21 protein-coding genes are annotated in these 24,237 nt (G+C 72.2%); 9 read left to right on the top strand and 12 right to left on the bottom strand.

Going from position 1 to position 24,237, the window contains the following annotated elements; genetic code table 11:
• Both ACIPSJ_RS34400 and ACIPSJ_RS34395 read left to right on the top strand, forming a co-directional pair.
• The gene (locus tag ACIPSJ_RS34400) at positions 1-1,239 is read left to right on the top strand and encodes an alginate lyase family protein (RefSeq protein WP_401351636.1); all 1,239 of its coding nucleotides are present in this window, start codon (positions 1-3) and stop codon (positions 1,237-1,239) included.
• A 107-nt stretch (positions 1,240-1,346) separates the two neighbouring features.
• Entirely contained in the window at positions 1,347-2,936 is a 1,590-nt protein-coding gene (locus tag ACIPSJ_RS34395; protein WP_401351634.1) for a carboxylesterase/lipase family protein, read from the top strand.
• On the opposite strand, the gene ACIPSJ_RS34390 is transcribed toward ACIPSJ_RS34395, so the two are convergent.
• Positions 2,883-3,941: a LacI family DNA-binding transcriptional regulator gene (locus ACIPSJ_RS34390; protein WP_401351633.1), complete on the bottom strand. Its 1,059-nt coding sequence runs from the start codon at positions 3,939-3,941 to the stop codon at positions 2,883-2,885. The two genes, ACIPSJ_RS34395 and ACIPSJ_RS34390, sit on opposite strands and share 54 nt — an antisense overlap.
• Before the next feature lie 127 nt (positions 3,942-4,068).
• Positions 4,069-4,986: a homocysteine S-methyltransferase gene (mmuM, locus tag ACIPSJ_RS34385; protein ID WP_401351631.1), complete on the bottom strand. Its 918-nt coding sequence runs from the start codon at positions 4,984-4,986 to the stop codon at positions 4,069-4,071.
• A gap of 31 nt (positions 4,987-5,017) precedes the next feature.
• Between mmuM and ACIPSJ_RS34380 the strand changes: the two genes are divergently transcribed.
• Positions 5,018-5,899 carry a PhzF family phenazine biosynthesis protein gene (locus tag ACIPSJ_RS34380; RefSeq protein WP_401351629.1) on the top strand — a complete coding sequence of 294 codons (882 nt, stop codon included), beginning with the start codon at positions 5,018-5,020 and terminating at the stop codon, positions 5,897-5,899.
• A 40-nt stretch (positions 5,900-5,939) separates the two neighbouring features.
• Here the strand turns inward: ACIPSJ_RS34380 and ACIPSJ_RS34375 are convergent, their stop codons facing one another.
• Both ACIPSJ_RS34375 and ACIPSJ_RS34370 read right to left on the bottom strand, forming a co-directional pair.
• Positions 5,940-6,245, bottom strand: a complete 306-nt coding sequence (locus ACIPSJ_RS34375; RefSeq protein ID WP_401351627.1) for a putative quinol monooxygenase — start codon at positions 6,243-6,245, stop codon at positions 5,940-5,942.
• 43 nt (positions 6,246-6,288) lie between these two features.
• Positions 6,289-8,388, bottom strand: coding sequence for an autotransporter (locus ACIPSJ_RS34370; protein ID WP_401351625.1), 2,100 nt, complete (start codon positions 8,386-8,388; stop codon positions 6,289-6,291).
• A 208-nt stretch (positions 8,389-8,596) separates the two neighbouring features.
• Between ACIPSJ_RS34370 and ACIPSJ_RS34365 the strand changes: the two genes are divergently transcribed.
• The gene (locus tag ACIPSJ_RS34365; protein WP_359219126.1) at positions 8,597-10,006 is read left to right on the top strand and encodes an RICIN domain-containing protein; all 1,410 of its coding nucleotides are present in this window, start codon (positions 8,597-8,599) and stop codon (positions 10,004-10,006) included.
• Between the two features lie 18 nt (positions 10,007-10,024).
• Here the strand turns inward: ACIPSJ_RS34365 and ACIPSJ_RS34360 are convergent, their stop codons facing one another.
• Positions 10,025-11,101, bottom strand: a complete 1,077-nt coding sequence (locus tag ACIPSJ_RS34360; RefSeq protein WP_401351624.1) for a pectinesterase family protein — start codon at positions 11,099-11,101, stop codon at positions 10,025-10,027.
• Between the two features lie 40 nt (positions 11,102-11,141).
• A complete protein-coding gene (locus ACIPSJ_RS34355) occupies positions 11,142-12,821 on the bottom strand; it encodes a rhamnogalacturonan lyase B N-terminal domain-containing protein (RefSeq protein WP_401351623.1) in 1,680 nt (559 codons plus the stop codon).
• A 188-nt stretch (positions 12,822-13,009) separates the two neighbouring features.
• On the opposite strand from ACIPSJ_RS34355, the gene ACIPSJ_RS34350 reads away from it, so the two are divergent.
• From ACIPSJ_RS34350 to ACIPSJ_RS34340, 3 genes are all read left to right on the top strand, one after another.
• Positions 13,010-14,068, top strand: a complete 1,059-nt coding sequence (locus ACIPSJ_RS34350) for a rhamnogalacturonan acetylesterase (RefSeq protein WP_401351621.1) — start codon at positions 13,010-13,012, stop codon at positions 14,066-14,068.
• 93 nt (positions 14,069-14,161) lie between these two features.
• Positions 14,162-15,862, top strand: coding sequence for a DUF2264 domain-containing protein (locus ACIPSJ_RS34345; protein ID WP_401351620.1), 1,701 nt, complete (start codon positions 14,162-14,164; stop codon positions 15,860-15,862).
• A gap of 43 nt (positions 15,863-15,905) precedes the next feature.
• Positions 15,906-16,073: a hypothetical protein gene (locus tag ACIPSJ_RS34340; protein ID WP_401351618.1), complete on the top strand. Its 168-nt coding sequence runs from the start codon at positions 15,906-15,908 to the stop codon at positions 16,071-16,073.
• On the opposite strand, the gene ACIPSJ_RS34335 is transcribed toward ACIPSJ_RS34340, so the two are convergent.
• Both ACIPSJ_RS34335 and ACIPSJ_RS34330 read right to left on the bottom strand, forming a co-directional pair.
• On the bottom strand, positions 16,063-17,445 hold the full coding sequence (locus tag ACIPSJ_RS34335; protein WP_401351617.1) for a hypothetical protein: 1,383 nt from the start codon (positions 17,443-17,445) through the stop codon (positions 16,063-16,065). The genes ACIPSJ_RS34340 and ACIPSJ_RS34335 overlap by 11 nt on opposite strands.
• Positions 17,446-17,487: 42 nt before the next feature.
• A complete protein-coding gene (locus ACIPSJ_RS34330; protein ID WP_401351616.1) occupies positions 17,488-18,759 on the bottom strand; it encodes an MFS transporter in 1,272 nt (423 codons plus the stop codon).
• 115 nt (positions 18,760-18,874) lie between these two features.
• Here ACIPSJ_RS34330 and ACIPSJ_RS34325 point away from each other — a divergent pair, with 115 nt between their 5' ends.
• Both ACIPSJ_RS34325 and ACIPSJ_RS34320 read left to right on the top strand, forming a co-directional pair.
• A complete protein-coding gene (locus tag ACIPSJ_RS34325; RefSeq protein ID WP_359219140.1) occupies positions 18,875-19,465 on the top strand; it encodes a TetR-like C-terminal domain-containing protein in 591 nt (196 codons plus the stop codon).
• Entirely contained in the window at positions 19,458-20,141 is a 684-nt protein-coding gene (locus ACIPSJ_RS34320; RefSeq protein ID WP_401351615.1) for an alpha/beta fold hydrolase, read from the top strand. The genes ACIPSJ_RS34325 and ACIPSJ_RS34320 overlap by 8 nt, the downstream gene beginning before the upstream one ends.
• Positions 20,142-20,166: 25 nt before the next feature.
• On the opposite strand, the gene ACIPSJ_RS34315 is transcribed toward ACIPSJ_RS34320, so the two are convergent.
• The 4 genes from ACIPSJ_RS34315 to ACIPSJ_RS34300 all read right to left on the bottom strand — a co-directional run bounded on the left by ACIPSJ_RS34315 (position 20,167) and on the right by ACIPSJ_RS34300 (position 24,175).
• Positions 20,167-20,967: an ABC-2 family transporter protein gene (locus tag ACIPSJ_RS34315; protein WP_365684348.1), complete on the bottom strand. Its 801-nt coding sequence runs from the start codon at positions 20,965-20,967 to the stop codon at positions 20,167-20,169.
• Positions 20,968-20,972: 5 nt separating this feature from the next.
• Positions 20,973-21,776, bottom strand: a complete 804-nt coding sequence (locus ACIPSJ_RS34310; RefSeq protein WP_401351613.1) for an ABC transporter permease — start codon at positions 21,774-21,776, stop codon at positions 20,973-20,975.
• A 1-nt stretch (position 21,777) separates the two neighbouring features.
• Positions 21,778-22,779: an ATP-binding cassette domain-containing protein gene (locus tag ACIPSJ_RS34305; RefSeq protein WP_355707581.1), complete on the bottom strand. Its 1,002-nt coding sequence runs from the start codon at positions 22,777-22,779 to the stop codon at positions 21,778-21,780.
• 160 nt (positions 22,780-22,939) lie between these two features.
• Positions 22,940-24,175, bottom strand: coding sequence for an ROK family transcriptional regulator (locus tag ACIPSJ_RS34300; RefSeq protein ID WP_401351611.1), 1,236 nt, complete (start codon positions 24,173-24,175; stop codon positions 22,940-22,942).
• Positions 24,176-24,237 lie beyond the last annotated feature (62 nt).

The raw sequence follows: 24,237 nt of genomic DNA, 5'->3' as shown, positions 1-24,237 counted from the left end.
ATGAGCCGCCGCGTACCACCCCAGTCAGGCACCAGCGGATTGAGCCGCCGCGGTGTCCTGAAGTCCGCCGCCGCGCTCGCCGTCGCCGCAACGGTCACCGCCCCCAGGGTGGCCGACGCGGCCCCGGCCACCTTCACCCACCCCGGCATGCTGCACAACGCCGGTGACATCAACCGCGCCAAGGTGCGGGTCGCCGCCGGCACCGACCCCTGGCTGTCCGGCTGGAACCGGCTGACCGCCAACTCCCACTCCGCGTCCACCTGGACGCCCAACCCGCAGGCCACCATCATCCGCGGCGGGACCGGCGAGAACTACGGCATCCTCTACAACGACATCGCCGCCGCCTACCAGAACGCCCTGCGCTGGAAGGTCGCCGGCACCGCCGCCAACGGCGACACCGCCGTGAGGATCCTCAACGCCTGGTCGTCCACGCTGACCACGCTCACCGGGAACGCCGACCGGTTCCTCGCCGCCGGGATCTACGGCTGGGAGTTCTGCCAGGCCGCCGAACTCATGCGCGGCTACGCCGGGTTCGACCTCGCCGCGTTCCAGGCGATGATGGTCGACATCTTCTACCCGCTCAACAACAGCTTCCTGACCAACCACAACGACGCCTGCATCACCAACTACTGGGCCAACTGGGACCTGTGCAACATGGCCTCGGTCATGGCCATCGGGATCCTCACCGACGACGCGGCCAAGTACGACCAGGCCGTCACGTACTTCAAGTCCGGCGCGGGCAACGGGTCCCTCGCGCACGCGGTGCCGTATCTCTACACCGACTCCGGCGGCTACGGCCTCGGTCAGTGGCAGGAGTCGGGCCGCGACCAGGGCCACACCGTCATGGGCATGGGCCAGATGGGCGCGATCTGCGAGATGGCCTGGAACCAGGGCGACGACCTGTACTCGTACGACGACCGGCGGTTCATGAAGGCCGCCCAGTACGTCGCCAAGTACAACCTCGGCCAGGACGTGCCGTACACCACCTACACCTGGGGCACCGGGCAGAGCTGCGCCCAGTCCTCCCAGACCGTGATCTCCGACTCCTCCCGCGGCCAGCTCCGCCCCGTGTGGGCGATGCTCCACTTCCACTACAACCGGCGTATCGGCCTCGACGACAAGTACATCTCCGCCATGTACTACGACCTCGTCGCCCCCGAGGGCGGCGGCGGTGACTACGGCTCCACCAGCGGCGGCTACGACCAGCTCGGCCTCGGCACCCTGATGTACGCCAAGTAGCCCCGAACGTCCGTCCGAACGCCGTGCGTGCCGGAATACCGGGAGCGGATGTGGTGCTCTTGTCGTACCGGCGTACCGGTACGCGCGGCGGGAGGAGCTGGTGGCGGATGACGGCAGACCGGACAGACCCGACGGACCCTGTGGCCGACACCCCGTACGGGGCGGTGCGCGGCAGGTGGGAGGACGGCGTCGCCGTGTTCCGCGGCATTCCGTACGCCGCCCCGCCCTTCGGGGAACACCGGTTCCGCCCGCCCGTGCCGCCCGAACCCTGGGACGGCGTCCGGGACGCGGGCGCCTTCGGGCCGACGGCGCCCAAACCGCCGTACTCGGAGGCGTTCGCGCAGTACCTGTCCGACCCGGTGATCCCCGGTGACGACTGCCTCAACCTCAACGTGTGGACCCCGGAGCCGGGCCCCGGTGCCCGGCTCCCGGTCCTGGTCTGGCTGCACGGCGGAGCCCTGACCAGGGGATCCTCGGCCGTACCGGTGTACGACGGACACGCGTTCGCGCGTGACGGGGTGGTCCTCGTCTCGGTGAACTACCGGCTGGGGGTGGAGGGCTACGGACTGTTCCCGGACACCCCGGCCAACCCCGGCCTGCGCGACCAACTCGCCGCCCTGCGCTGGGTCCACGAGGCGATCGCCGCGTTCGGCGGCGACCCGGACCGGGTCACCCTCTGCGGCCAGTCCGCCGGCGCCATCAGCGCCGGCGCGCTGCTCGCCGCACCCCAGGCCCAGGGCCTGATCCGCCGGGCCGTGCTGCAGAGCGGCCCGCCCGAGGCCGCGGAGCGGGACAAGGTACGGCGCATGGTCCGCCGGATGGCGAACCGGCTGAAGATCCCCGCGACCGCCCAGGCGTTCGCCGAGGCCGACCGTGAACTGCTGCTGCGCACCCAGGCCGAGGTGGGCCGGCTGAGCAGCCCGGTGCTCGGCGGCCCCGCCTTCGGCATCGTCGTCGACGGCGACCTCGTCCCGCGCGACCCGATGGCAGCCCTCCTCGACGGCGAGGCGGCCAGGGGTGTCGACCTCCTCATGGGCTGGACCCGCGACGAGTACCGGCTCTGGCTGGTCCCCGGCGGTCTCCACGACCACGTCGACCGGCTCGGCCCGGTCGCCTTCGCCGGTGCCATGGCCCGCTGCCACGTCGGCCACGAGGTGCCGCGCGGCTACCGCGCCCGGTACCCGGAGGCGGGACCCGCCGAGATCGTCGGCCAGATGGTCACCGACCACCTGCTCCGCCTGCCGCTGCGCCGCCTGGCCGAGGCCCGCCCCGGCTCGTCGTACCTCTACGAGTTCGCCTGGCCCTCCGGCCGGCCCGGTCTCGGCGCCTGCCACGCCCTGGAGCTGGGCTTCGTCTTCGACACCGGGGACCGGCCCGACTCCGCCCGGCTGGCCGGCGAGGACGCCCCGCAGGACCTGGCCGACGCCATGCACGGCGCGTGGGTCCGCTTCGCGACGACCGGCGACCCCGGCTGGCGGCCCTGGGACGACACCCACCCGGTCCGTGTCATCGGCGACGGCGAGCCCCGCACGGTACCCGGCCTCCGGGACACCGACCTCGCGCTCTGGACGGCCGCGGAGCCCCGGCCGCCCCACCCCGACCGGTCGGCCGAACTCGCCCTCGCCGTACGCCGGTTGCGCCGTTCAATGGCCGCCGTGCGCCGCCACCGAGTCCCGTACGACGACATGCGTCCCTAGCAGCAGGTGCTCGTCGGCCGACTCCCCGCCGTGCCCGAGCGCGGTGCGCACGGCGAGCCGCCCCAGCTCCTCGTAGGGCACGTGCACGGTGGTCAGGGCCGGGTGCAGATCACGGGCGAACGGAATGTCGTCGTACCCGGCCAGCGACACGTCCCCCGGCACCGCCAGCCCGGCCTCGTGCAGCGCGGTCAGCGCCCCCGCCGCGACCATGTCGGTGGCGGCGACCACGGCGCTGAACTCCAGCTCCCGAGCGAGCGCCTGCCGCATCAGGCGGTGCCCCGAGTCCCGGGTGAAGTCCCCGTGCAGCAGCAGCGCGGGGTCGGGCTCCAGCCCCCTGGCCCGGTGTGCGGCCGCGTATCCCCGCTCCCGCCCCAGCGCCGTCGTGTGGTCCGGCTTCCCGCCCAGGAACAGCACCCGCCGATGGCCCTGCGCGAGCACATGGGAGACCAGGGCGTAGGCCCCGCCCTCGTTGTCGTACTCGATGACCGTCACCGGCGCGCCGGGCCCGAGCGGCGGCCGCCCGCACAGCACCAGCCGGGACCCCGCCGAGGCCAGCGAGTCCGCGATGCGCCGGGTCCGCTCCCGGTACTCGGGCGTGTCCGCCGCCCCGCCGACCAGGATCACGGCCGCGGCCCGCTGCGCCCGCATCATCTCGATGAACTCCAGCTCACGCCGCACATCACCGTCCGTGCTGCACACCAGACTCAGATGCCCCAGCCGAGCCGCCTCCCGCTCCACCCCGTGCGCCATGTGCGCGAACGAGGGGCCGGTGATGTCCTCCAGCACGAAGGCGAGCGTCGGCGTCCCGGCCCCGGCCACCGCCTTCGCCCGCGCGTCGGCCACGTAGTCCAGCTCCCGCACGGCCCGCAGGACGCGCGTCCGCGTGGCGGCACTGACGGGGTAGTCACCGGCCAGCACCCGCGACACGGTGGACGCGGACACCCCGGCACGGGCGGCGACATCACGGATGGTGCTCCGCCCGGCTTCGCCGCTCTTCCTGGTCAACCCCACCCCCGCCAACCGGTTCCCAACGGGACACTAGCGCCCCGAAAGGGGCGCGGGGAACTGCGCGAGCAACCCAAGACGACAGTCAGTCGCCCACGCACAGAACCCCCACGGCGAACAGGCGACCTCACACCACCCGCGCGATCCCGGCAATCCCCTCCGGCCCCACCCGACAGCACCCCCCGATCAACCGGGCCCCCGCCTTCCGCCACCCGGCGACCTGCTCCGCCGTGAACGTCGACCGCCCCGTCCACGCCCGGACCTCCGCGTCCCACACCTCACCGCTGTTGGGATAGACGACCACCGGCTTCCCGGTCACCCGCGCCGCCGTCTCCACCGCGGACTCCACGTCCTGCGGCGCACAGCAGTTCACGCCCACGGCGATCACCTCGTCCACGTCGGCGGCCAGGGCGAACGCCTCCTCCAGGGGCTGCCCCGCCCGGGTCCGCCCGCCCGCCACGCTGTACGACAGCCAGGCCGGCACCCCCAGCCCCCGCACCGCCCGCAGCAGCGCCGCCGCCTCGTCCGCGTCGGGCACGGTCTCCAGCGCGAGCACGTCGGGACCCGCCCCGGCCAGCACCTCGATCCGCGGCCGGTGGAACCGCTCCAGCGCGTCGACGCTCACCCCGTACCGCCCCCGGTACTCGGAGCCGTCCGCGAGCATCGCCCCGTACGGCCCGACCGACGCGGCCACCCACAACGGCCGTACGATCCCCTCGTCCCGCGCCCGCCGCACCGCGTCCCGCCCCAGCTCCACGCTCACCGCGAGCAGCCGGGCCGCCTCCCCGGGTCCGATCCCGCGCTGGGCGAAGCCCTCGAACGTGGCCTGGTAGCTCGCGGTGATCGCGACGTCCGCGCCCGCCCTGAAGTACGCGAGATGCGCGTCGGCGACCGCGTCGGGCCGGTCGGCCAGCAGCCGTGCCGACCACAGCTCGTCGCTCAGGTCGTGCCCGGCGGACGCCAGCTGGTTGGACATGCCGCCGTCGAGGACGACCGTCCCGGCCGCGAGGGCGTCGGCGAGGCTGGGGAAGCTGTTGCTGGTCATGACATGACGCTAGTCGACTACGCTCGCCGCCGTGAACGTCACCCTCGTCCGGGCCTGTCTGCGCGACGGCCGCGGTGGCAGCCCCACCGCGGTCCTGGACGACGGCCCCCTCACCGACGAACAGCGCCGCGAGGTACCCGTCCGGGCCGGCACCTCGCACGCCGTGTTCCTCTCGACCCGCCCGGCCTCGGCCGACGCGGGCACCGCCGAGATCTCCCTGCGCTTCTTCACCGGCGAGGGCGAACTCCCCGGCTGCGGCCACGGGACGGTCGCCGCGCTGGCCGTCCTGGCCGACCGCACCGGCACCCGCGAGGTCACCCTGCGGACCCGGGCGGGCGCACTCCGGGGCCGGGCGGTCCGCCACCCGAACGGCGGGCTGGAGGCCTGGTTCGTCCCGGGACCGGTCGCCCTGCGCGCGCCCCGCGACGGCGAACACGAGGACGTCCTGGCCGCGCTGGGCCTCGCCGCCGACACCCCCGGGGCCGTCATCGCCTCGCTCGGACGCCACCGCCTGCTGCTCCCGCTGCCTACCCGGTCCGCCCTCGCCGCGCTGACCCCGGACCCGGACCGCCTGCGTGCCGCCTGCGACCGGCGGGCCCTGCTCGGCTGCTACCTCTACTCCGCCCCCGCACCGGACGGCCGCGTCGCGGCCCGGATGTTCGCCCCGTCGATCGGCGTCCCCGAGGACATCGCCAACGCCAACAGCACGGCCTGCCTCGCCGCCCACCTGGCCCGCGAGGGACTCCCCGGAGTCACCGCCGACATGGGCGACGCGCTCGGCATCCCGGCGACGATCACGGCGGTCGTACGTTCCGGATCGGACGGCCCGGAGATCAGCGTGGGCGGCACGGCGAAGATCACCGACGAACCGGCCCAGGACACGCCCGGAACCCCGCACCGCCCCACCCGCTGAATCCCCCGCTCAACCACCCGCCGACTGCCGCCGTGATCCGTCAGCCGTCGGCGCCCAAGCCACCCGCGACGGTCAGTTCGCGGCTCGTGAACTCGCCGGTCAGCAGGGGCATGGCGGCCGCGATCGCCTCCTTGGCGTCGGGCAGCCGCAGCGACGCGTCGTGGTGTTCCTTCGACTCCCAGACCTCGGTGACCACGATCGTGTCCGGATTGTCGGCGGCCAGGCCCACCACGTAGCTGCGGCAGCCGAGTGCGCGGAGGTTCCCGGCCGCGGAGAGCAGGATCGCGACCACGTCGTCGCGTCTGCCGGGCCGGGTCCTCATCGAGCCGATATATCCGTAGGCCATGTCGAGCCGCCTTCCTCGGAGGTGTGCGCCGGGTCCGGCGTCATCATCCCGCGTGCCGTCCGCCCCTGCGCCGCCCCTTCTTCTGGGTGCGCAGGCCCGCCGGGACCATCAGGCCGCCGAGGAGGCCGAGGGCGAGGGCGTACGGCCACCAGCCGAAGGCCGCGGAGGAGTCGGCGGCGGAGCGGGTGGTCACGGTCGGCGGAGCGGTGGCGGGGGAGCCGGCGAGGTCGTCGCTCTTCGTGGTGGCCTTGGCCGGCCGCGCGTTCAGGACGACGTCGTTGCCGTCGCCGCCCCGGTAGGTGATCCGGTAGACGGTGTCGGCCAGTTTCACCTCGGTGCCCTCGGGCAGGCCGTCGAAGGCGCCGGTGGTGCGGGCCGAGCCGGTGTGGTCGATCACCGTGATGCGGCGGGCCGGGGCCGTGCCGGCGTCGGACAGGTCGAGGGCGCCGGCCAGGGCGAGGCGGCCGGTCACCTTCAACGGCGCCTTCCGCAGCACCAGTTCGCCGCGCCGGTGCTGGGTGTAGTCCCCCCGCACGGTCAACCCGCTCGCCACCAGGCTGTCGTTGGTCACCGCGCCCCGCACCGTGCCCTTGCCCGAGAGGCTGGTGGCGACCCGGAGGCCCGCCGTGCCCACGTCCAGCCTCGCGCCCGCCGAGGCGAGCCGGATCGCCTTGCTGTGGGCGAGCGTCGCTCCGGAGCGCAGGGCCAGGGTGCCGCCGGTGACGGTCGTCGTTCCCGTGTACGCGACCGAGCTTCCGGTGAGCGTGGTCCGCGCCGGGCCCGACTGGACCAGTGCCCCGGAGCCGCCGAGGTGGGACAGGGTCACGGGGGTCGACGTGTTGCGGACGTACAGCGTGCCGTCGTTCACGATCCGGCGGGCCGGCGTGCCGGTCAGCAGGGAGCCGTCGCCGCCCCGCGCGCCCGAGCCCAGCCGGAGCACGGCGCCCTTCTCGACCGTCGTCGAGCCGTCGTAGTCCTGGGCGGCCGCGAAGGTCACGTCGTTCCCGCGGGTCCCCGCGACGACGATGTCCCCGGCGCCGGGCGCGGCGAGCGTGTCGTGGTAGCGGCCGCCGCCGATCGGGGCGCCCAGCGTCACCGGGCCGTCGTAGTCGAAGGTGAGCCGGGACCGCCGGCCGCTCGCGGCGTGCAGGTTGATGTAGACGGTGTCCTTCGTGCCCGGCATGAAGACGCGGTGGGTGGTGCCGTCGCCCCAGTGCACGTCGGCGCCCTCGATGTTGGTGCCGCGCTTGTTCAACTGGTGGGGAATCGCCTTCCAGTTGAGCGAGGGGTCGCTGAGCGACGGGTCGGTGTCGCCGCCCCGGTCGCTGTAGCTGTACTGCCCGGTGAGGACCACCTTGCTGCCGGGCCGCGAGTGGACGTTGACGTCGCTGCCGTACTCCCGCTGGTAGAAGTTCTGGCGCAGGGTGACCGTCTGGTACAGCGGGGTGTCGATGATCCAGGAGCCCTGGTTGAGGATCGCGCGGGCGGCGGGCAGCGCGACCGGGTACTCGGGGCGGCCGACCGCCATCCCGGTGCCGTTGTCGATGACCCCGGAGAAGGGGTGGGTGCCCGCCAGGTCCAGGGTGCCCCACATGCCGCGGGGCTGGGTGACCAGGCCGGAGCCGCTGATCGTGCCGATGTTGAAGGTGCGGGTCAGGGAGAGCCGCAGCGTGCCGTCGACGCGGATGTTGAGCTGGTTCAGCTGGTAGCCGGGCGTGTCGTACGGGAAGTGGCCGAGCAGTCCGGTGCCGCCGCCGGTGCCGTACTGGAGGGTCGTACCGCGCTCGACGGTGATCGCGGGCGGGTCGGGGCGGGTGACGGTCGTATACGGGTGGTTGCCGCCCTGGGTGCGGACGATCTGCCGTTGCCGTGCCTTCGGCAGGGTGAAGTCGCCGTCCTTGGTGAGGATCAGGGTGCCGCCGCCCCGCACGGTGAGCGTGCCCTCGCCGCGCAGGACGCCGTCGTAGGTCGTGATGCCGGACGGTACGACGACGACGGTGTCGCCGGTGAGGGTGACGTCCCGGCCGGCCAGCACGTCTGCGGTGATGTCCCGGGGACCGGCGGCGAGGGCCGGGGGAGCGGAGGCCAGCAGCGCGGCGAGGGCGCCGGCGACCGCTGCGGTGGTGTGGAGAGGGGTGCGCACGTGAGGGGAGACGGGGACGGGTGGTCCTCGATAACAGAAAAACAGGCCCCGGCGGCGATCTCCTGGAAATCGCTTTCCCTCATGTCTCGTCAGACCCGTTGACCCACGGGTAACACACCCTTACCTTTTCGGCGATCACAACGTTCGTCATACCACCTGTCGTTCGGAATCCCGAACGACAGTCCTTTCCCCCCAAGGAGCGTGTGAGATGAGACGTGCGTACGCGGTCCTGCTGGCCCTCTGTCTGGCGGTGGTCGGCGCCCTGGCCACCGCGGGGCCCGCCGCGGCCGCCTCCCAGACCGTCACCAACGGCACCCAGTTCACCGACACCTCGGGGAACATCGTGCACGCCCACGGCGGCGGGGTCATCAAGGTCGGCTCCTACTACTACTGGTTCGGCGAGGACCGCAACTCCGACAACACCTTCAAGTACGTGGACGCCTACCGCTCCACCGACCTGAAGACCTGGGAGTTCCGCAACCACGTCCTCACCCAGTCCTCCGCCTCCGAGCTGTCCACCGCCTACATCGAGCGCCCGAAGGTCATCTACAACGCCTCCACCGGCAAGTTCGTGATGTGGATGCACAAGGAGAACGGCGTCGACTACAGCGAGGCCAAGGCCGCCGTCGCCGTCTCCGACACCGTCGACGGGAACTACACCTACCAGGGCAGCTTCCAGCCGCTCGGCCAGTACATGTCCCGGGACATCACGACCTTCGTCGACACGGACGGCACCGCCTACATGGTCTCGGCGGCCAACGAGAACTACGACCTTCACATCTACAAGCTCACCTCCGACTACACCGCGATCGACAGCCTGGTCGCCAACCCGTGGGCGGGCGGGCACCGCGAGGCCCCGGCCCTCTTCAAGCGCAACGGCGTCTACTTCATGCTGACCTCGGGCGCCACCGGCTGGAGCGCCAACCAGCAGGAGTACGCCACCGCGACCTCGCTCTCCGGCCCCTGGACCTCCTGGAGCAACGTCGGCGACTCCACGGCGTACAACTCCCAGACCGCCTACGTCCTGCCGGTCAGCGGCACTTCGGGCACCTCGTACCTCTACATGGGCGACCGTTGGGGCAACTCCTTCGGCGGCACCGTCAACGACTCCCGTTACGTGTGGCTGCCGTTGACCTTCCCGACCGACACCTCGATGTCGATGTCCTGGTACCCGGAGGTCTCCGTCGACACCGCCGCCGGCACGGTCAGCGGCACCAGCGCCACGTACAACACCCTGATCGCCCGGCACAGCAGCAAGTGCGCCGACGTCCCCAACCAGTCCCTCTGGGAAGGCATCGCGATCAGTCAGTACACCTGCAACAGCGGCACCAACCAGAAGTGGTGGTTCAAGGACCTCGGCACCGGCTACTACGAGCTGATGGGCCGCGGCAGCTCGCTCTGCCTCCAGGAGAACTCCACCGACGTCACCCAGGAGGACTGCACCGGCGCCACCACCCAGCAGTGGTCGGTGGTCACCTCCGGCTCCTACGTCAACATCAAGGCCCGGACGACCGGTGAGTGCCTGGACGTGAACGGGGCGTCCACCGCCAACTCGGCCGCCATCATCACGTACACCTGCAACAGCGGCACCAACCAGCAGTGGACGCGCGGCAGCTGAGGAGCGGTCGGTCACCGGTCAGCCGACGGGATTCCAGCCGTCCGTGCCCGCCAGGTACTTCTGGGCCGTGTAGTTCGCGGCCTGGGAGTCGGTGAGCTGCGGGCGGTCGGAGTTCACGGCGGCACCGGCCCCGGTGTTCCGGTACTCGAAGAACCGGGCGTTCTTCCAGGAGTAGCCGCTCATGTCGGTCCACGGTCCGGCGGTCTTCACGGCCGCCGGCAGGGAGGTCTGCCGGATCACCAGCTGGCCGACCGCGTCGGACGTCGGGTGCCAGGGGCGGCCCAGGTAGTAGGTGTTCGCCGCCGCGGAGCTGCTGACGGTGCTGCCGGTGACCAGGATCCCGTACGTCTTCGCGGAGCTGGTGTTGGGCGCGGAGAGGAAACCGTTCAGGCCGCCCGCGGCCGCACCCGAGTCGCGCAGCTGGATGTTCACGCGGTCGTAGACGGCGGTCGCGTTGCCGAAGACGAAGTCCACGTCCCCGGTGACGAAGGACGAATAGATGTACTGGCGGTACTGGCCGGTGGCGGACGGCGCCCAGTTCAGCACGGTGTCCTGGCGGCTGACGAACCGGTCGTTGCGGAAGGTCTGCCGGTCGCCCTGCGCGGTCACGGCGACGGCCTGGGTGTCGGTGATCTCCGGGTGGGCGTCCTTGTCGAACGTGTTCCGGACGGTCAGCCCGGTCACGGTGAGGTTGTTCGCGGAGAAGGTCGCCACCGAACTGCCCAGCGTGCCGAACTTGTTGCCGCTCGCGTCGGTGTAACCGGCGGCCCGGTCGAAGGTGATGACGACGTCCTCGGCGTTGCCGGTGGCGCCCTTCAGGGTCAGCCCGGTCTTGGCCACCGGGACGTTGACGATCTCCTGGTACGTGCCCTTCGCGATGGAGACCGTGTCACCGGCGGCGGCCGCGTTCACCGCCGCCTGGACGGTGGTGTACATCCCTGAGCCGTCCTTGGCGACGGTGAGGGTGGACGCGGCGCTGGCGGGCCCGGCCAGGGACACCGCGGCGAGCCCGAGGGCCGCCGCGGTGCCGGCGGCGAGCGCAGCGGTGCGGCGCCGGGCGGGGGTGGGGGGCTGCTGCTCGTGGGAAGCGGTCATGCCTCCAAGTCGCCGCCCGGCACCGGAGGGTTGCCGGGTCTCAGGCCAGCAGGTCGATCGCGTCGATCGAGGTGCCGGCGCTGAGGAAGGACGTCGTCCCCGAACCGCTCGCCACGTAGATCTTCAGCGTGTTGTAGGCGCTGGTGTCCGTCAGCCAGGCGGACGCCGGGACGCTGTAGGTGAACGTGTTGTTGTTGCCCCGGTAGGAGCCCACGGTCAGCGACCGGGTGCTCGGCTGGGTGGGCGGCGAGGGCACGGCGGAGGTCCAGGCGTCGTTGACGACGACCTGCGGCCGGCCGTTCGCGTAGGCCGTCGTCACCCCGATCCTGAGCGTGTGCGCGGCGGCGGCCTGCGCGGCCGTCAGCTTGAAGTACACGATGATCCCGCTGTTCACGTCCTTCCACAGGTAGCAGGGGAAGGCCGAGGTCTCGGTGCCGCTGCCGATCACCACGTTCCCGGTCCAGGACGCGGCCCGGACGTCCGAGGGATGCGCGTACGTCATCAGGTCGGCGTTCTTGAACCCGCTCGGCGTGCCGTCCCAGTTGTTGATCCGCCAGATCGCCGAGGCGTTGCTCGGGTCGTTGGAGGACGCGATCGCGATCGTGTTGAGGGTGGTCGTGGCACCCGCCGTCACGGTCACCGAGCCGGTGTAGACGGCCAGTTCGCCCTTGAAGACGGTGAGGGTGTACGTGCCCGGCAGCACCCCCGCGACCGAGAAGTAGCCGTCCGAGGAGCGCGCCGAACCCCAGTACTGGGCGGCCGAGTTGGCGAGCCCCACCGTGTACGCGTACGCCGTGTCCCGCCCGGAGATGCCGACGCCCGCGACCCGTCCCCGGCCGCTCGTGGAGACGTACCCGGAGATGCCGAGCGAGTCCGCCCAGGAGGTGGTGAGGGTGCCCGCGTACAGCGAGGAGGAGGGCGCGCCGCCGTCGGTGAGGGCGATGACGTACGGGCCCTGGAGGCCGTAGCGCTCGGACTCGGTCTGGTTCTCGCCGTAGTAGAGGATCTCGTACAGGCCGCCGCCGTCGGCGCTCTGATGGCGCAGCAGCGAGCGGTAGAACGGGCCGCCGGAGGCCTTCTCGTGGTTGCTGCGCACGACCCACAGGCCGACGCTGCCGGTCGTCCAGCCGACGTAGTTGTAGTCCATCACCCGCAGCTTCGAGTAGTGCTTGGCGCGGGTCTGGCCGTCGGACTTCTCGAAGACGTCGGCGGACTCGATGACGGTGGGCGCGTAGGTGTACGAGTCCGGCTCGTCGTTGAGGAACAGGCCGGCCTTGACGCGCACGATGTACCGGGTGGCGGTGACGGACGAGTCGGCCTTGTTGGTCCACAGGTAGACGTTGTTCTCGCCGCTGCGGGCCGCGTAGTAGTGCTTCAGCGTGCCGTACGTCACCGAGATCAGGATCGTGGTGCCGGACTGGGCGATGGTCACCGTGGAGGTGCCGAGGCCCGACTCGACGTGCGAGTTCTTGCCGCCGTAGCCCTGGTACTCGGTGCCCTTGTAGACCAGCGAGGTCAGGTCGCCATTGGTCTTGCTGACCTTGAAGACCAGGCTGGCGCCGGTGTCCACGACGTAGTTGGAGCCGTCGTCCGACCAGCCGAAGCTCGCGGCCGACGCGCTCTCGGCGAGCGGTCCGGCGAGGGCCGCGCCACCGGCTGCGGCCGCGCTGCCGAGGACGAAGGTGCGGCGTCCGAGCGGTCTCCCGTTGATTCCGGACATGGGGGTGCCTCCTTCGGTGGGGCGGGGGTGCGGGTGACTGTGAGGGTGACAGTTGAATCGATTTCGCGAAAGGGCTTTCGGTCGCATGGAGTTGGCAATCTTGTGAAACCGGTCCAAGGTCTAGAAAGCGCTTGCGGGTGCGGGTACGGTCCTCGCCAGGCCATGTCGCCACGACGGAGGAGTCCCGGGTGAGACGTTTCAACCCAGTACGTGTCGCCGCGCTCGCGGCGGTCGTCCTCGGCACCTGCCTGACGGCCGCTCCCGCCGCCCACGCCCACGACCGGCAGCCGCCCCTGGGCATCGAGAACTGCACCGCCACCGCCTGCCACTTCGACGTCCCGCCGGGGAACTACGACGTGACGGTCCGGCTCGGCGGCGACAGCGCGGCGGTCACGAGCATCGGCGGGGAGACCCGGCGCTCGCTGCTCGCGGAGACGGCCACCGCGGCGGGGCAGCGGATCACCCGCTCCTTCACCGTGAACGTCCGCACCCCCGAGGGCGAGCCGACCGGCCCCGACGGAACCCCCGGCCTCGACCTGGCGGTCGGCGGCCCGTCCCCCGCCCTCGCCGGCATCAGGGTCACCCCTGCCGCCCGGCACACCCGCCGGCTCTTCCTCGTCGGCGACTCCACCGTCTGCGACCAGCCCGCCGACCCCTACTCCGGCTGGGGCCAGCAGCTCCCGCAGTTCCTGCGCAAGGGCGTCGCCGTCGCCAACTACGCCGACTCCGGCGAAAGTACGGTGACCTACCTCCAGAACCCCCAGCTCTGGGGTACTGTCCAGCCGTTGATCCACCCGGGCGACCTGGTCCTCATCCAGCTGGCGCACAACGACAAGACCACGGACGAGGCCACCTACCGGGCGAATCTGGAGACCCTCGTGGCGGGCGTACGAGAGAAGGGCGGGCGGCCGGTGCTGGTCACGCCGATCGTGCGCCGCTGGTTCAACTCCGACGGCACGCTGAACAATGACATCGCCCTTCTGGTCAACGGGCTCGGCGTCAATCATCCTGAGGTGATCCGCTCGGTCGCCGCCGCCGAGGACGTTCCGCTGATCGACCTCACGGCGAAGACCAAGGCGCTGGTCGAGTCCCTCGGCGTGGAGGGCTCCAAGGCGCTGTACCTGTACAACGAGAAGAAGGACAACACGCACACCTCCGCGTACGGCGCCACCGTCTACGCGGGCCTGGTGCGTGACGAACTGCTCGCCCAGCACCTGGTGCCCCGGGGCACCGTGCGGGCGCGCTGAGCCCCTGGGGCGTCCCGACCGGAACCGGGGCGCCCCAGGTTCAACCGGTACGAGGTTCGGTTCGAGTTCTGGTTCGAGCGAGAAAGAGCACCGATGCAGCTGCCTCCCGAGGACCGCCGTCCCAGCCCGGTCACCGGCTACACCCGGGCCCACTGGGAGGCCGCGGCCGACTCCCTGCTCGCCGCCGTGGAGCCGTACGCCACCGAGGACCGCGCCCTCTACCACCTCCCCGGCGACCACGAGAGCTGGTCCGGCCGGCTCTCCGACGGCCTGGAGGGCTACGCCCGCACCCTGCTCCTCGCCGCCTTCCGCCGCGACGAGACCGCGCTCCAGCGCTACGCGGACGGCCTCGCCGCCGGGGTGTCGGGCGTCTGGCCGCGTATCGGGGACCGAAGCCAGCCGCTCGTCGAGGCCGCCTCGATCGCCCTCGCCCTGCGCCTGACCCGCCCGCTGCTCTGGGACCGGCTCGACGACGCCGTACGCCAGCGCGCCGCGGCCTGGCTCGGCGACGCGCTCACCGCCGAACCCTGGCCCTGCAACTGGGAGTTGTTCCCGGTCACGGTCGGCGGCTTCCTCGCCGAGATCGGCCACGAGCCGGAGGCCGCCAACAAGGCGGTCGACCGCGGCCTGGCCCGCGTCGAGGACTGGTACGTCGGCGACGGCTGGTACACCGACGGCGACGGCCGCAAGTTCGACTACTACAACGGCTGGGCGATGCACCTCTACCCGGTGCTGCACGCCTGGCTCGCCGACGACACGGAGCTGCTGGACCTCTACGGCGGCCGCCTGGAACGCCATCTCGCCGACTACGCCCGCCTGTTCGGCGGCGACGGCGCTCCGCTGCACCAGGGCCGCTCCCTGACCTACCGCTTCGCGACCACGGCCCCCCTCTGGCTCGGCGCGCTCACCGGCCGCACCCCCCTCGCCCCCGGCGAGACCCGGCGGCTGGCATCCGGCGCCCTGAAGTACTTCCTCGACCGGGGCGCGGTCGACGGACACGGCCTGCTGACCCTCGGCTGGCACGGCCCCGACTCCGCGGTCCTGCAAGGCTATTCGGGCCCCGCCTCCCCCTACTGGGCGAGCAAGGGCTTCCTCGGCCTGCTGCTCCCCGCGGACCACGACGTGTGGACGGCGACGGAGGAACCGGGCCCGGCGGAGCGCACGGACGCGGTCACGCCGATCGCCCCCGCCAACTGGCTGCTCCAGTCCACCCGTGCGGACGGCGTGGTCCGGCTGCACAACCACGGCAGCGAGGACGTCCGTTACGACCCGTACTACACCCGGCTCGGCTACTCGACCGTGACGCGGCCCTCGGCGTCGTACGACAACAGTGTGATCGTCGGCGGTGATCCGGGCCGGACCGGGATCGAGCCGCTGGGCGTGGGGGAGGGCTGGGCGGCCTCGCGGCACACGGCCGGTGCGGGCGCCGCCCGGGTGACCGCGGTCGTCCTCGCGCACGGGGCCGTGGAGGTGCGGGCCTTCCTCGTGGCGGGCGCCGAGCCCGGGACGTCGGTACGGGTGACCGGGTGGGCCGCCCGGGAGGGCCTGCGGGCCGAACTGCTGCCCGCCGTGGGCCTCGACGACACGCTCACCGGCGCCACGGGAGAGGGGCCGACCCTGTTCGTGGCGCTGAGCCGGCTCACGGGTGCGGTGGACGCGGTACCGCTGGGGGAGACGGTGACGGTGTGTGCCGAAGGAGAAGGGGAGTTGACCGTTCGGTGGCACGGGGGTCCTGGTGTGCGGGTCCGGTGGCAGGGCGCCGGTGTGGTGGTGGAGGAAGCCGCGCGGGACTGAGCCGCCTAGGGCACCATGGCGGTCACGGCGTGGAGAGACGCGTGTGCGGCAGGCCGCAACGGTCCGCCCGTGGCCGCCGGTACGGCCGCTGACGCGGCTGTCGCGGAGGCCCGGCACCGCCGAGGACGCCGCCCGCGATCCGGCGCTGCCCGAACGGGTCGTGCGCCGGATCGCGGAGGCACTGGCCACGGCGGCACGCGTCACGGCGTGAGGCGGGCGATCCGGAGGGTCTTCGTGGTCGGGGACGCCCCCGTGAGCGGGGTGCCGTAGCTCGGCGTGACCGGCGCGTAGGCCCAGGTGAGGGAGCCGTCCTTGAGGACCGCGATGTCACCGGTGATCCGGGCGCTCACCACCTTGTCCGCGCTGACGAACGTGCCGCTCCAGTTGATCAGCCGCAGATGCGTGCCCGTGAAGGTGCCGGTGCAGGTGCCGGCCGAGCACTTGGCGTTCTTCAGGGACTCCCAGGAGAGCAGGAGCTTGTCCTTGCCGTAGGGGGCGAGGTGGACGTCGACGTTCTCCACGGTCTTGGCGCCGGTGAGGTAGATCGCCTTGCCGGGGCCGGAGTTGCGGTTCTTCAGGAAGGCGACGGCGACCTGGTGGGTGGCGGTCTTCGGGGTGACCGTCCAGCCCCGCCCGCTGCTGTCGTCCGGGTTCTTCTTCGCGGAGGCCGCGCCCCGGGAGGCGAACGCGGTCGCGTACCGGCCGGTGGACGACTTGACGAGGTCGCCGGTGCGGCTGGGGAAGGTACCACCGCAGTACCCCGCCCAGCACTGCTCCCGCTGGACCACCGGGGCCACGTCCGGGGCGCCGATGCCGGTGGAGACGAACAGGCCCGAGCGCCAGTCGTCGAAGCAGAGGGAGGTGAAGGCGCCGGAGGTCTCGGCGTGCAGTGCTATGCCCTCGTTGTGGCTGCAGCCCCAACTCCAGCCGCCGCTCAGCTTCTTGCCCTTGGCGCTGACGTAGGACAGCTTGTCGCCGTAGTGCCCGTCGGCGAAGCCGCCCGCGCCGTGCACCACGAAGTAGGCGCCGTACTTGGAGCCGTTCCAGGTGAGTTGGCCGTCGAGGGTGGGGGAGGTGTCGTGCGAGGCGGTGCCGGTGAGCTTGACGGACCAGGTCTGCCTGTTGCCGGTGTAGCGGATGATCGCGGCCGCCGTGTCCTTCCACTTGTTGGTGTCGGCGACCCGGGTGAGCAGGGCGAACCCGTTGGTGTGGGCGACCAGGCCGCCGACCTCCTTGGCGCCCTTGACGACGGTGTCGGCGCCGGACCGCTTGCCGGCCGCCGTGAGCGGGGTGACATGGACGCCGTCGGCGGCGGGCCAGGCGACCCGGATCGTGCCGTCGGGGGCGACCGCGGTGGCGGTGCGGTTCCACTCCCGGGTGTTGTTGTAACCCGCCGAGAGATAGGGGTACTTGGCGCTGAGGGCGACCGCCGTGGAGGTGACCTTGAGGTCCGGGGTCGTCGCGGCGCCGGCGGTGGCGTACCAGGCGCCGGCCAGCAGGCCCGCCGCGGCGAGGGCACCGATCGCGGGCTTGCGGAAGGCGTGGACCCGGCGGTGTCTTGTGGTGCGTGGTGCGGTTGTCATGCCCTGTGGTCGCCGCCGGTCCGCGGAAGGTTGCCCGTCCCTCTAGGACAGTTGTTTTCGGGGAGCCGCATGCCGGATCGGAGTGCCCAGGCCGGCGACGGCGATCAGGGTGCAGCAGGCTCCGGCGACGGCGGCCACGGGCGCGGTGCCGTACCGCTCGGCCGCCCAGGTGAGGACCGCCGCGCCGGCCGGGGCCAGTGAGTACTGCAGGGTCCAGTGGGCGGCGGTGACCCGGCCGAGGAGGGGTTCGGGGGTGATCTCCTGGCGCAGGGACATGGAGCAGGTGCCCGCCATGCCCACACAGGCCAGGTAGACCGCGCTCAGCAGGGCCACGGCCGGTACCGTGCGCACCCAGCCGAGCCCGGCGAAGGCCAGACCGCACAGGGCGGTCGCGCCGATCCAGGTCGGCCCGAAGCCCAGCCTCCGTCGCAGCCGGGCGACCAGCAGCGCCCCGGCGATGGTGCCGACGGCGCCGATCGCCATGACCGTGCCGACCGTGCCGTCGTCCCGGCCGAGGTCGTGCTTGAGGTGGTAGATCAGCAGGTCGTTGATGCCGAGGCTGAGGAAGCTGAAGACGGCGAGCAGGCCGGTGACCGACCGCAGCACCGGGTGCCGGACGAGGTAGCCGACCCCGGTGCGCAGGTCGCGCCACACGCCCTTGCGCTCGGCCGGGCGGTCGTCCCCGGTGCGCTCCCGGACCCGTACGAAGAGGAGGAGGGCCGCCGAGACGGCGTAGCTGGCCGCGTCCACGGCCACCGCGTCGGCGGGTCCGGCCCAGGCGGCCACCAGGCCAGCGCCCAGCGGTCCGAGCACCCCGGCCGCCGCCGCGGTGGCGTTGACCCGCCCGTTGGCCTCGGTGAGCCGGGTGACGTCGACGAGTCCGCGGACGACGGTGACGTATCCGACGGCGAAGAGCATGCCGACGGCCTCGCACAGGGGCAGGACCACGTACAGGAGCCAGAGGTGCGGTCCGGCGAGCCAGACGAGCGGGACCAGGCCGTAGAGGAGCATGCGGACCAGGTCGCAGCCGATGAGCAGCCGGCGGCGGTCGACCCGGTCCACCACCACCCCGGCGAAGACCGCGGCCAGCACCATCGCGACCCCGCCGACGGCCGTGAGCAGCCCCATCCGGGCCACCGAGCCGGTCGCCTTCAGGACCAGCAGGGGCAGCGCGATCAGGCTGAAGGAGTCACCGAGGACGGACAGGGTCTGGGCGAGCCAGAAGAAGCCGAAGTCCCGCTGCCGCCACAGCGGTCGCCCCGCCGTGATCCCCGAGCGTGCCGCCCGCTCGGCCCGCCGCGCCTCGTTCGTCACGGCTCCCCCTTCCGCACCCGGCAACCCTACGCCGACCACGCCCCGCGATAATCGCTGGACCTGCAAAACCTAGGGGTCCTAGGATGAGAACTAGAGAGACTAGGGAGGTGGGCGTATGGCCCGGGCCGGGATCACCGTCGACCGGCTGGTGGAGGCGGCGGCCGAACTCGCGGACGAGGCGGGCTTCGAGCAGGTCACGCTCTCCGCGCTGGCCCGCCGGTTCGGCGTGAAGGACGCGAGTCTCTACTCGCACGTCAGAAACCTCGACGAGCTGCGGCACCGGCTCGCGCTGCTCGCCGGCGGCGAGATGATCGACCGCATCGCCACCGCGGTGGCCGGCCGGTCCGGCAAGGACGCCCTCGCCGCCTACGCCGACGCCTACCGCGCCTACGCCCTCGCCCACCCCGGCCGGTACGCGGCCACCCAGATCCGCGTCGACCCCGCCCTCGTCGACCCCGGCAACCCGGCCATGCGCCGAACCGTCGAGATCACCTACGGCATGCTGCGCGGCTACGGCCTCCACGAGCCCGATCTCACCGACGCCGTACGGCTGTTGCGCGCGACCTTCCACGGCTACTGCGCCCTGGAGGCGGGCGGCGGCTTCAACGCCCCACGCGATGTCCGCGCCTCCTGGGACCGGGCGGTCGACGCCCTGCACATCGCCCTCGACCACTGGCCCCGCGAGGAGACCGACCGCCATGCCTGAACTCCACTACGACACCGCCGGCACCGGACCCGTCCTGCTGCTCCTCCCCGGCGGCGCGGGCCACCCCATGGGCCTGGACCCGCTGATCGGCCGTCTGGCACCGCACTTCACCGTGGTCACCTACGACCCGCTCGGCCTCGCCCACGGCCGCCTCGGCGAACCCGTCGCCGACCAGCGGGTCGAGGACTGGAGCGACGGGGCCTTCCGGGTGCTGGCGGAGGTGCTGGGCGAGGGCGAGGAGGCGTACGTCCTCGGCACCAGCGCGGGCGGGATCGCCGCCCTCGACCTGGCGGCCCGCCACCCCGCCCGGCTCCGGGGCGTCGTCGCCCACGAACCGCCCTGCGTCACCCTGCTGCCCGACGGGGAGCGGCTGCGCGCCGAGCTGATCGGGCAGCTGGAGAGCGGCCGCCCGGCCACCGGCGACGGACCGACGCCTTTCTCGGTCTTCCTCGACCATGTCCTGTGTCCGTTCACGGCCTACCGGCCGGCCACCGGCCTGCCCCGCCTCACCGTGGCCGCCGGCACCGACTCCCGAGGCCAACTCCTCTACGAAACAGCGGAGTTCACGGCCAAGTACACCGGCGGCACCTTCGCCGAGTTCCCCGGCGGGCATCTCGGCACGGTGGAGCATCCGGCCGCCTTCGCGGACCGGGTCCGGCGGACGCTCCTGGGCTGACGGACCCTCAACTCTCTGGCGGGTCTCAGCCGTTCACCCCCGTGTAGTGGCCCAGCGCCCACCGCCACAGCCACCTCGTGGCCAGATAGGCGAGCAGGCCGACCAGGGGGGAGCTCGCCGCCAGCCAGTAGGGGGCGCCGGTCGAGTGGCCGTGGCCGGTGAGGACCGCCGCCGGGAAGTAGGCGACGAAGGCGAGCGGGAGGCCGAAGGTGAGGAAGCCGCCGACCGCCCGGGGCAGGACGTTGAGGGGGTAGCTGCCGAAGGTGCCGAGGAGCTCCTCCAGCCAGCGGCTCCAGTAGTCGGCGGCCGGGTAGCGCAGCGACGCGCAGGCCACCACCGTGAACAGGGCCGCCTCCAGCAGCATCCCGCCCAGCACCGCCGCGATCAGGTACGAGACGCGGCCCGCCGTCCAGTCGAGATGACTGCGGCCGAGCGCGCCCGCCATCAGGCCGGCGGCCACCGTCAGGTCGCCGATCGCGTTGGTGGGGAAGTACTCCAGCTGCACCTGCCGGTACACGGGCAGCGGACGCAGCAGGTAGGCGTCGATCCTGCCCTCCTGGATGAACCGGCCCACCCCGTGGACCCGGCCGAGGAGCAGCACGAACAGACCGTGCGCCAGCATCCGCGTCGCCGGGATGAGCAGGACGTCCGAGCTGTCCCAGCCGCCCATCCCGGTGAACCGGGTGAGCAGCACCGTGGCGAAGACGATGACCGACACCTGCCAGACCGCGCCGATCGCGATCATCATCAGGAACTCGGTGCGGTACTCCAGCTGTGCGCGGAAGTTGAGGCGCGTGATGCGCCAGGCGATCCGGACGGCGTTCAACGGCCTCAGCCTCCCTGGGAGATGACACGGCGGGCGGCTCGCCGCCACACGAAACGGGTGAAGAGGTGCAGCGCCACGACCCAGCCGGCCTGGATGCCCAGCTGGAGACCGGCGTCCGACAACGGGATCCGGCCCACGTACAGCGACAGCGGCACACTCAGCGTCGCCTGGAAGGGCAGGAAGGAGCTGAGCGTGATGAACCAGTGCGGGAAGAACCACAGCGGCGCGTACACCCCGGACAGCAGGTTCTGCGCGAAGACCAGGATCAGCATCGCGGCGCTGTTGCGCAGCGTCCAGAAGCAGAACTGGTCGATGAGGAGCATGACGTAGTACAGGACCAGCTGGCCGAGCAGGAGACTGAGCGCGAACACCGCCGCCACCGCCGCCGACCCCGGAGGATCCACCACCCCGGCCGCCAGACAGACCGCGTACCCGGCGAGCGCCCAGGTCAGCCCGTACAGTTGCTCGCCGACCGCGCGCAGCGCGTGATAGCGCCGGGGCGACAGCGGGCGCAGGTACCAGTAGACGATCGTGCCGAAGTGCATGTGCTGCATGACCGAGTCGCGACCCGCGTACTGGTCCAGTTCCCGCAGCCGGGAGGCGAGCACGGCCAGCACCGCGTAGGTGACCGCCTGCCCGCGGTCCAGGCCCGCGGTCGTACCCGACTGGGCGTACAGGCCGCGCCACAGCGAGGCGACCAGCACCACCTGCACGGTCAGCCGCAGCAGGACCCCGGTCATCCGGGGCGGGGTGTAGAGCTCGCCGAGCGGGGTGACCCGGGCGGCGCGCCAGGCGTACAGGAGGGCCATCTCAGACCGCCTCGGCCTTCGCCTGCGCGTACGCCGCCCGCATCACGTCCTCCAGGTCCGCCTCGTCCACCGCCACACCGGTCACCTCGTACCGCTCGATGACCAGCTTCAGCGCCTCGTGGACCGTGGGCGCGGCGGCGCCGTCCGGGCCGAACACCACCTGCGGGCCCTCCCGGCGGACCAGGGTGATGCCGGGCAGCGGGACGACCGGCGTGTGCGGGTCGGCGAGTGTGGCCCGCACCTGCCACGTCGAGCCGAACCGGCGGCGCATCTCGTCCAGTGAGCCGTCCAGCACCAGCCGGCCGTGGTTGACCAGCACCACCCGTTCGGCGAGCCGTTCCACCTCGGTCATGTCGTGGGTGGTCAGCAGCACGGTGCGGCCGCGCTCGGCGACCTGGTACCGCAGGAACTCGCGGACCTGCTCCTTCACCACCACGTCCATGCCGATGGTGGGCTCGTCCAGGAAGACGACCGGCGGATCGTGCAGCAGGGCGGCGGCCAGGTCGCAGCGGACGCGCTGGCCGAGCGAGAGGTGGCGGACCCGGGTGTCCCAGAACGCGGAGAGTTCCAGCAGGTCGTCGAACTCCCGCAGGCGGGCCGCGTGTTCGTCCTTCGGCACCTCGTAGATGTCCCGCAGGATCGCGAACGACTCGCGCACCGGCAGGTCCCACCACAGCTGGGTCCGCTGCCCGAACACGGCGCCGATGTTCCGCGCGTTGCGCTCCCGTTCCCGGTACGGCACCACGCCCGCGACCCGGGCCTCGCCGGAGGTCGGGGTGAGGATGCCGGTGAGCATCTTGATGGTGGTGGACTTGCCCGCGCCGTTCGGGCCCAGCAGGGCGAGGAGTTCGCCGGGGGCGACGTCGAAGGTGATGTCGGAGACCGCGTGTTTCTCCACGCGCTCGGGATTGACCAGGGATCGCAGGGCGCCCGCGAAGCCCGGGCGCCGGACGGTGGTGTGGAAGGTGCGGGACAGACCGCGGACCTCGATGCTTGCGGCCACGCTGGGTGACTCCCTTATTCCGTGCACGACATACGGCCGGTCGGCTTTTGAGGCCGACCGGCCGCGGATACGTCACGACGGTCGCAGAGCGCCGAATAGCCCGGCAATGGATTTATCGACGAGCGATTTGGACTATTCGATCACCGGGAGGACGGCCGGGTCAGCGCACGGACGGTGTGGTACGGGCCGTCCGTCCCGTGTTCCGCAGCCCCACGGAGCGCAGCGCGCCCTCCAGCGCGAAGGTGGCCGCGCCCAGGCAGACCGGGTCGGTGGGGATGGGGGAGAGGACGATCTCGGTGGCGGCGAAGGGCCGGCCGAGCGCGTGCCGGCGGACGGCCTCGCGCACCTCGTCGAGGAGCGGTTCGCCGAGCCTGCGGGCCACCCAGCTGCTGAGCACGACCAGTTCGGGGTTGAGCAGGTTGACCAGGTTGGCGACCCCGGCGCCGATGTAGCGGGCGGTGTCCCGTACGACCTGGACCGCGACGGGGTCGCCGTCCGCCACGCCCCGGGCCAGCGCGTCGACGGTGGCCGTCTGGTCCTCGGGGTGCAGCAGCGGGCTCTGCGGGCTCAGCTCCCGCAGGTTGAGCATGATGCCGGGCGCGCCGACGTACGTCTCCACACAGCCGTGGTTGCCGCAGTGGCACAGCCGGCCGTCCAGCACCAGCGTCGTATGACCCCACTCGCCCGCGCTGTTGCTGACCCCCCGGTGCAGCCCGCCGCCGAGCGCCAGCCCGGCGCCGACCCCGGTGCCCAGGTTCACCACGACGGTGTCCCCGCGCCCGCGCGCCGCCCCGAACCACTGCTCGGCCACCGCGCAGGCGCGCAGCGGATTGTCCAGGTGGAGGGGGTAGGCGATGTGGTCGGAGAGCAGGTCGAGCAGGGGCACGTCGTGCCAGTCCCAGTTGGGCGCGTACTCGGCGATGCCCGTGTCCCGGTCCACCTGCCCCGGGACGCTCACCCCGACGCCGAGCACCCGCGCGCCCTCCACGCCCGCCTGGGCCACCACCGAGCCGACCGCGGCGGCCACATGCCCCACCACCTGCTGGGGCCGGTGCTCGCCGGGGCGCATGTCCTCCTCGGCACGGGCCAGCACGTTCAGCCCGAGGTCGAACAGCTCGACATGGACGTACGTCTCGGCGATGTCGACGCCGATCAGCGCGCCCCCGGACGCGTTGACCGCGACCAGGCCCCGGGGACGGCCGCCCGCCGAGTCCTCGAACCCGACCTCCGTGATCATCCGCAGTTCCAGCAGCTCGCCGACGAGCGTGGCGACCGTGGCCAGGCTCAGCCCGGTGACGGCCGCCAGCTCCTGCCGGGAGGTGGGAGACTCGGCGATGATGTGCCGCAGTACCTCGTAGCGGTTCGCGGTGCGGATGTCCCGTGATGTGTGCTTCACACGGCGCAACGCTATGGCCTGGGAAGCGCTTTCGACAAGCCATTACCTTAAGGGTTGGATTA

The sequence above is a fragment of the Streptomyces sp. NPDC090088 genome (assembly GCF_044747345.1).
GTDB lineage: Bacteria > Actinomycetota > Actinomycetes > Streptomycetales > Streptomycetaceae > Streptomyces.
This window is presented reverse-complemented; position numbering and strand designations above follow the sequence as displayed.

Excerpts from the sequence above, each read along its gene's own strand:
- ACIPSJ_RS34400 (WP_401351636.1), top strand. The coding sequence starts at position 1 with ATGAGCCGCCGCGTACCACCCCAGTCAGGCACCAGCGGATTGAGCCGC.
- ACIPSJ_RS34395 (WP_401351634.1), top strand. The coding sequence starts at position 1,347 with ATGACGGCAGACCGGACAGACCCGACGGACCCTGTGGCCGACACCCCG.
- mmuM (WP_401351631.1), bottom strand. The coding sequence starts at position 4,986 with ATGACCAGCAACAGCTTCCCCAGCCTCGCCGACGCCCTCGCGGCCGGG.
- ACIPSJ_RS34375 (WP_401351627.1), bottom strand. The coding sequence starts at position 6,245 with ATGGCCTACGGATATATCGGCTCGATGAGGACCCGGCCCGGCAGACGC.
- ACIPSJ_RS34365 (WP_359219126.1), top strand. The coding sequence starts at position 8,597 with ATGAGACGTGCGTACGCGGTCCTGCTGGCCCTCTGTCTGGCGGTGGTC.
- ACIPSJ_RS34360 (WP_401351624.1), bottom strand. The coding sequence starts at position 11,101 with ATGACCGCTTCCCACGAGCAGCAGCCCCCCACCCCCGCCCGGCGCCGC.
- ACIPSJ_RS34355 (WP_401351623.1), bottom strand. The coding sequence starts at position 12,821 with ATGTCCGGAATCAACGGGAGACCGCTCGGACGCCGCACCTTCGTCCTC.
- ACIPSJ_RS34345 (WP_401351620.1), top strand. The coding sequence starts at position 14,162 with ATGCAGCTGCCTCCCGAGGACCGCCGTCCCAGCCCGGTCACCGGCTAC.
- ACIPSJ_RS34335 (WP_401351617.1), bottom strand. The coding sequence starts at position 17,445 with ATGACAACCGCACCACGCACCACAAGACACCGCCGGGTCCACGCCTTC.
- ACIPSJ_RS34325 (WP_359219140.1), top strand. The coding sequence starts at position 18,875 with ATGGCCCGGGCCGGGATCACCGTCGACCGGCTGGTGGAGGCGGCGGCC.
- ACIPSJ_RS34320 (WP_401351615.1), top strand. The coding sequence starts at position 19,458 with ATGCCTGAACTCCACTACGACACCGCCGGCACCGGACCCGTCCTGCTG.
- ACIPSJ_RS34310 (WP_401351613.1), bottom strand. The coding sequence starts at position 21,776 with ATGGCCCTCCTGTACGCCTGGCGCGCCGCCCGGGTCACCCCGCTCGGC.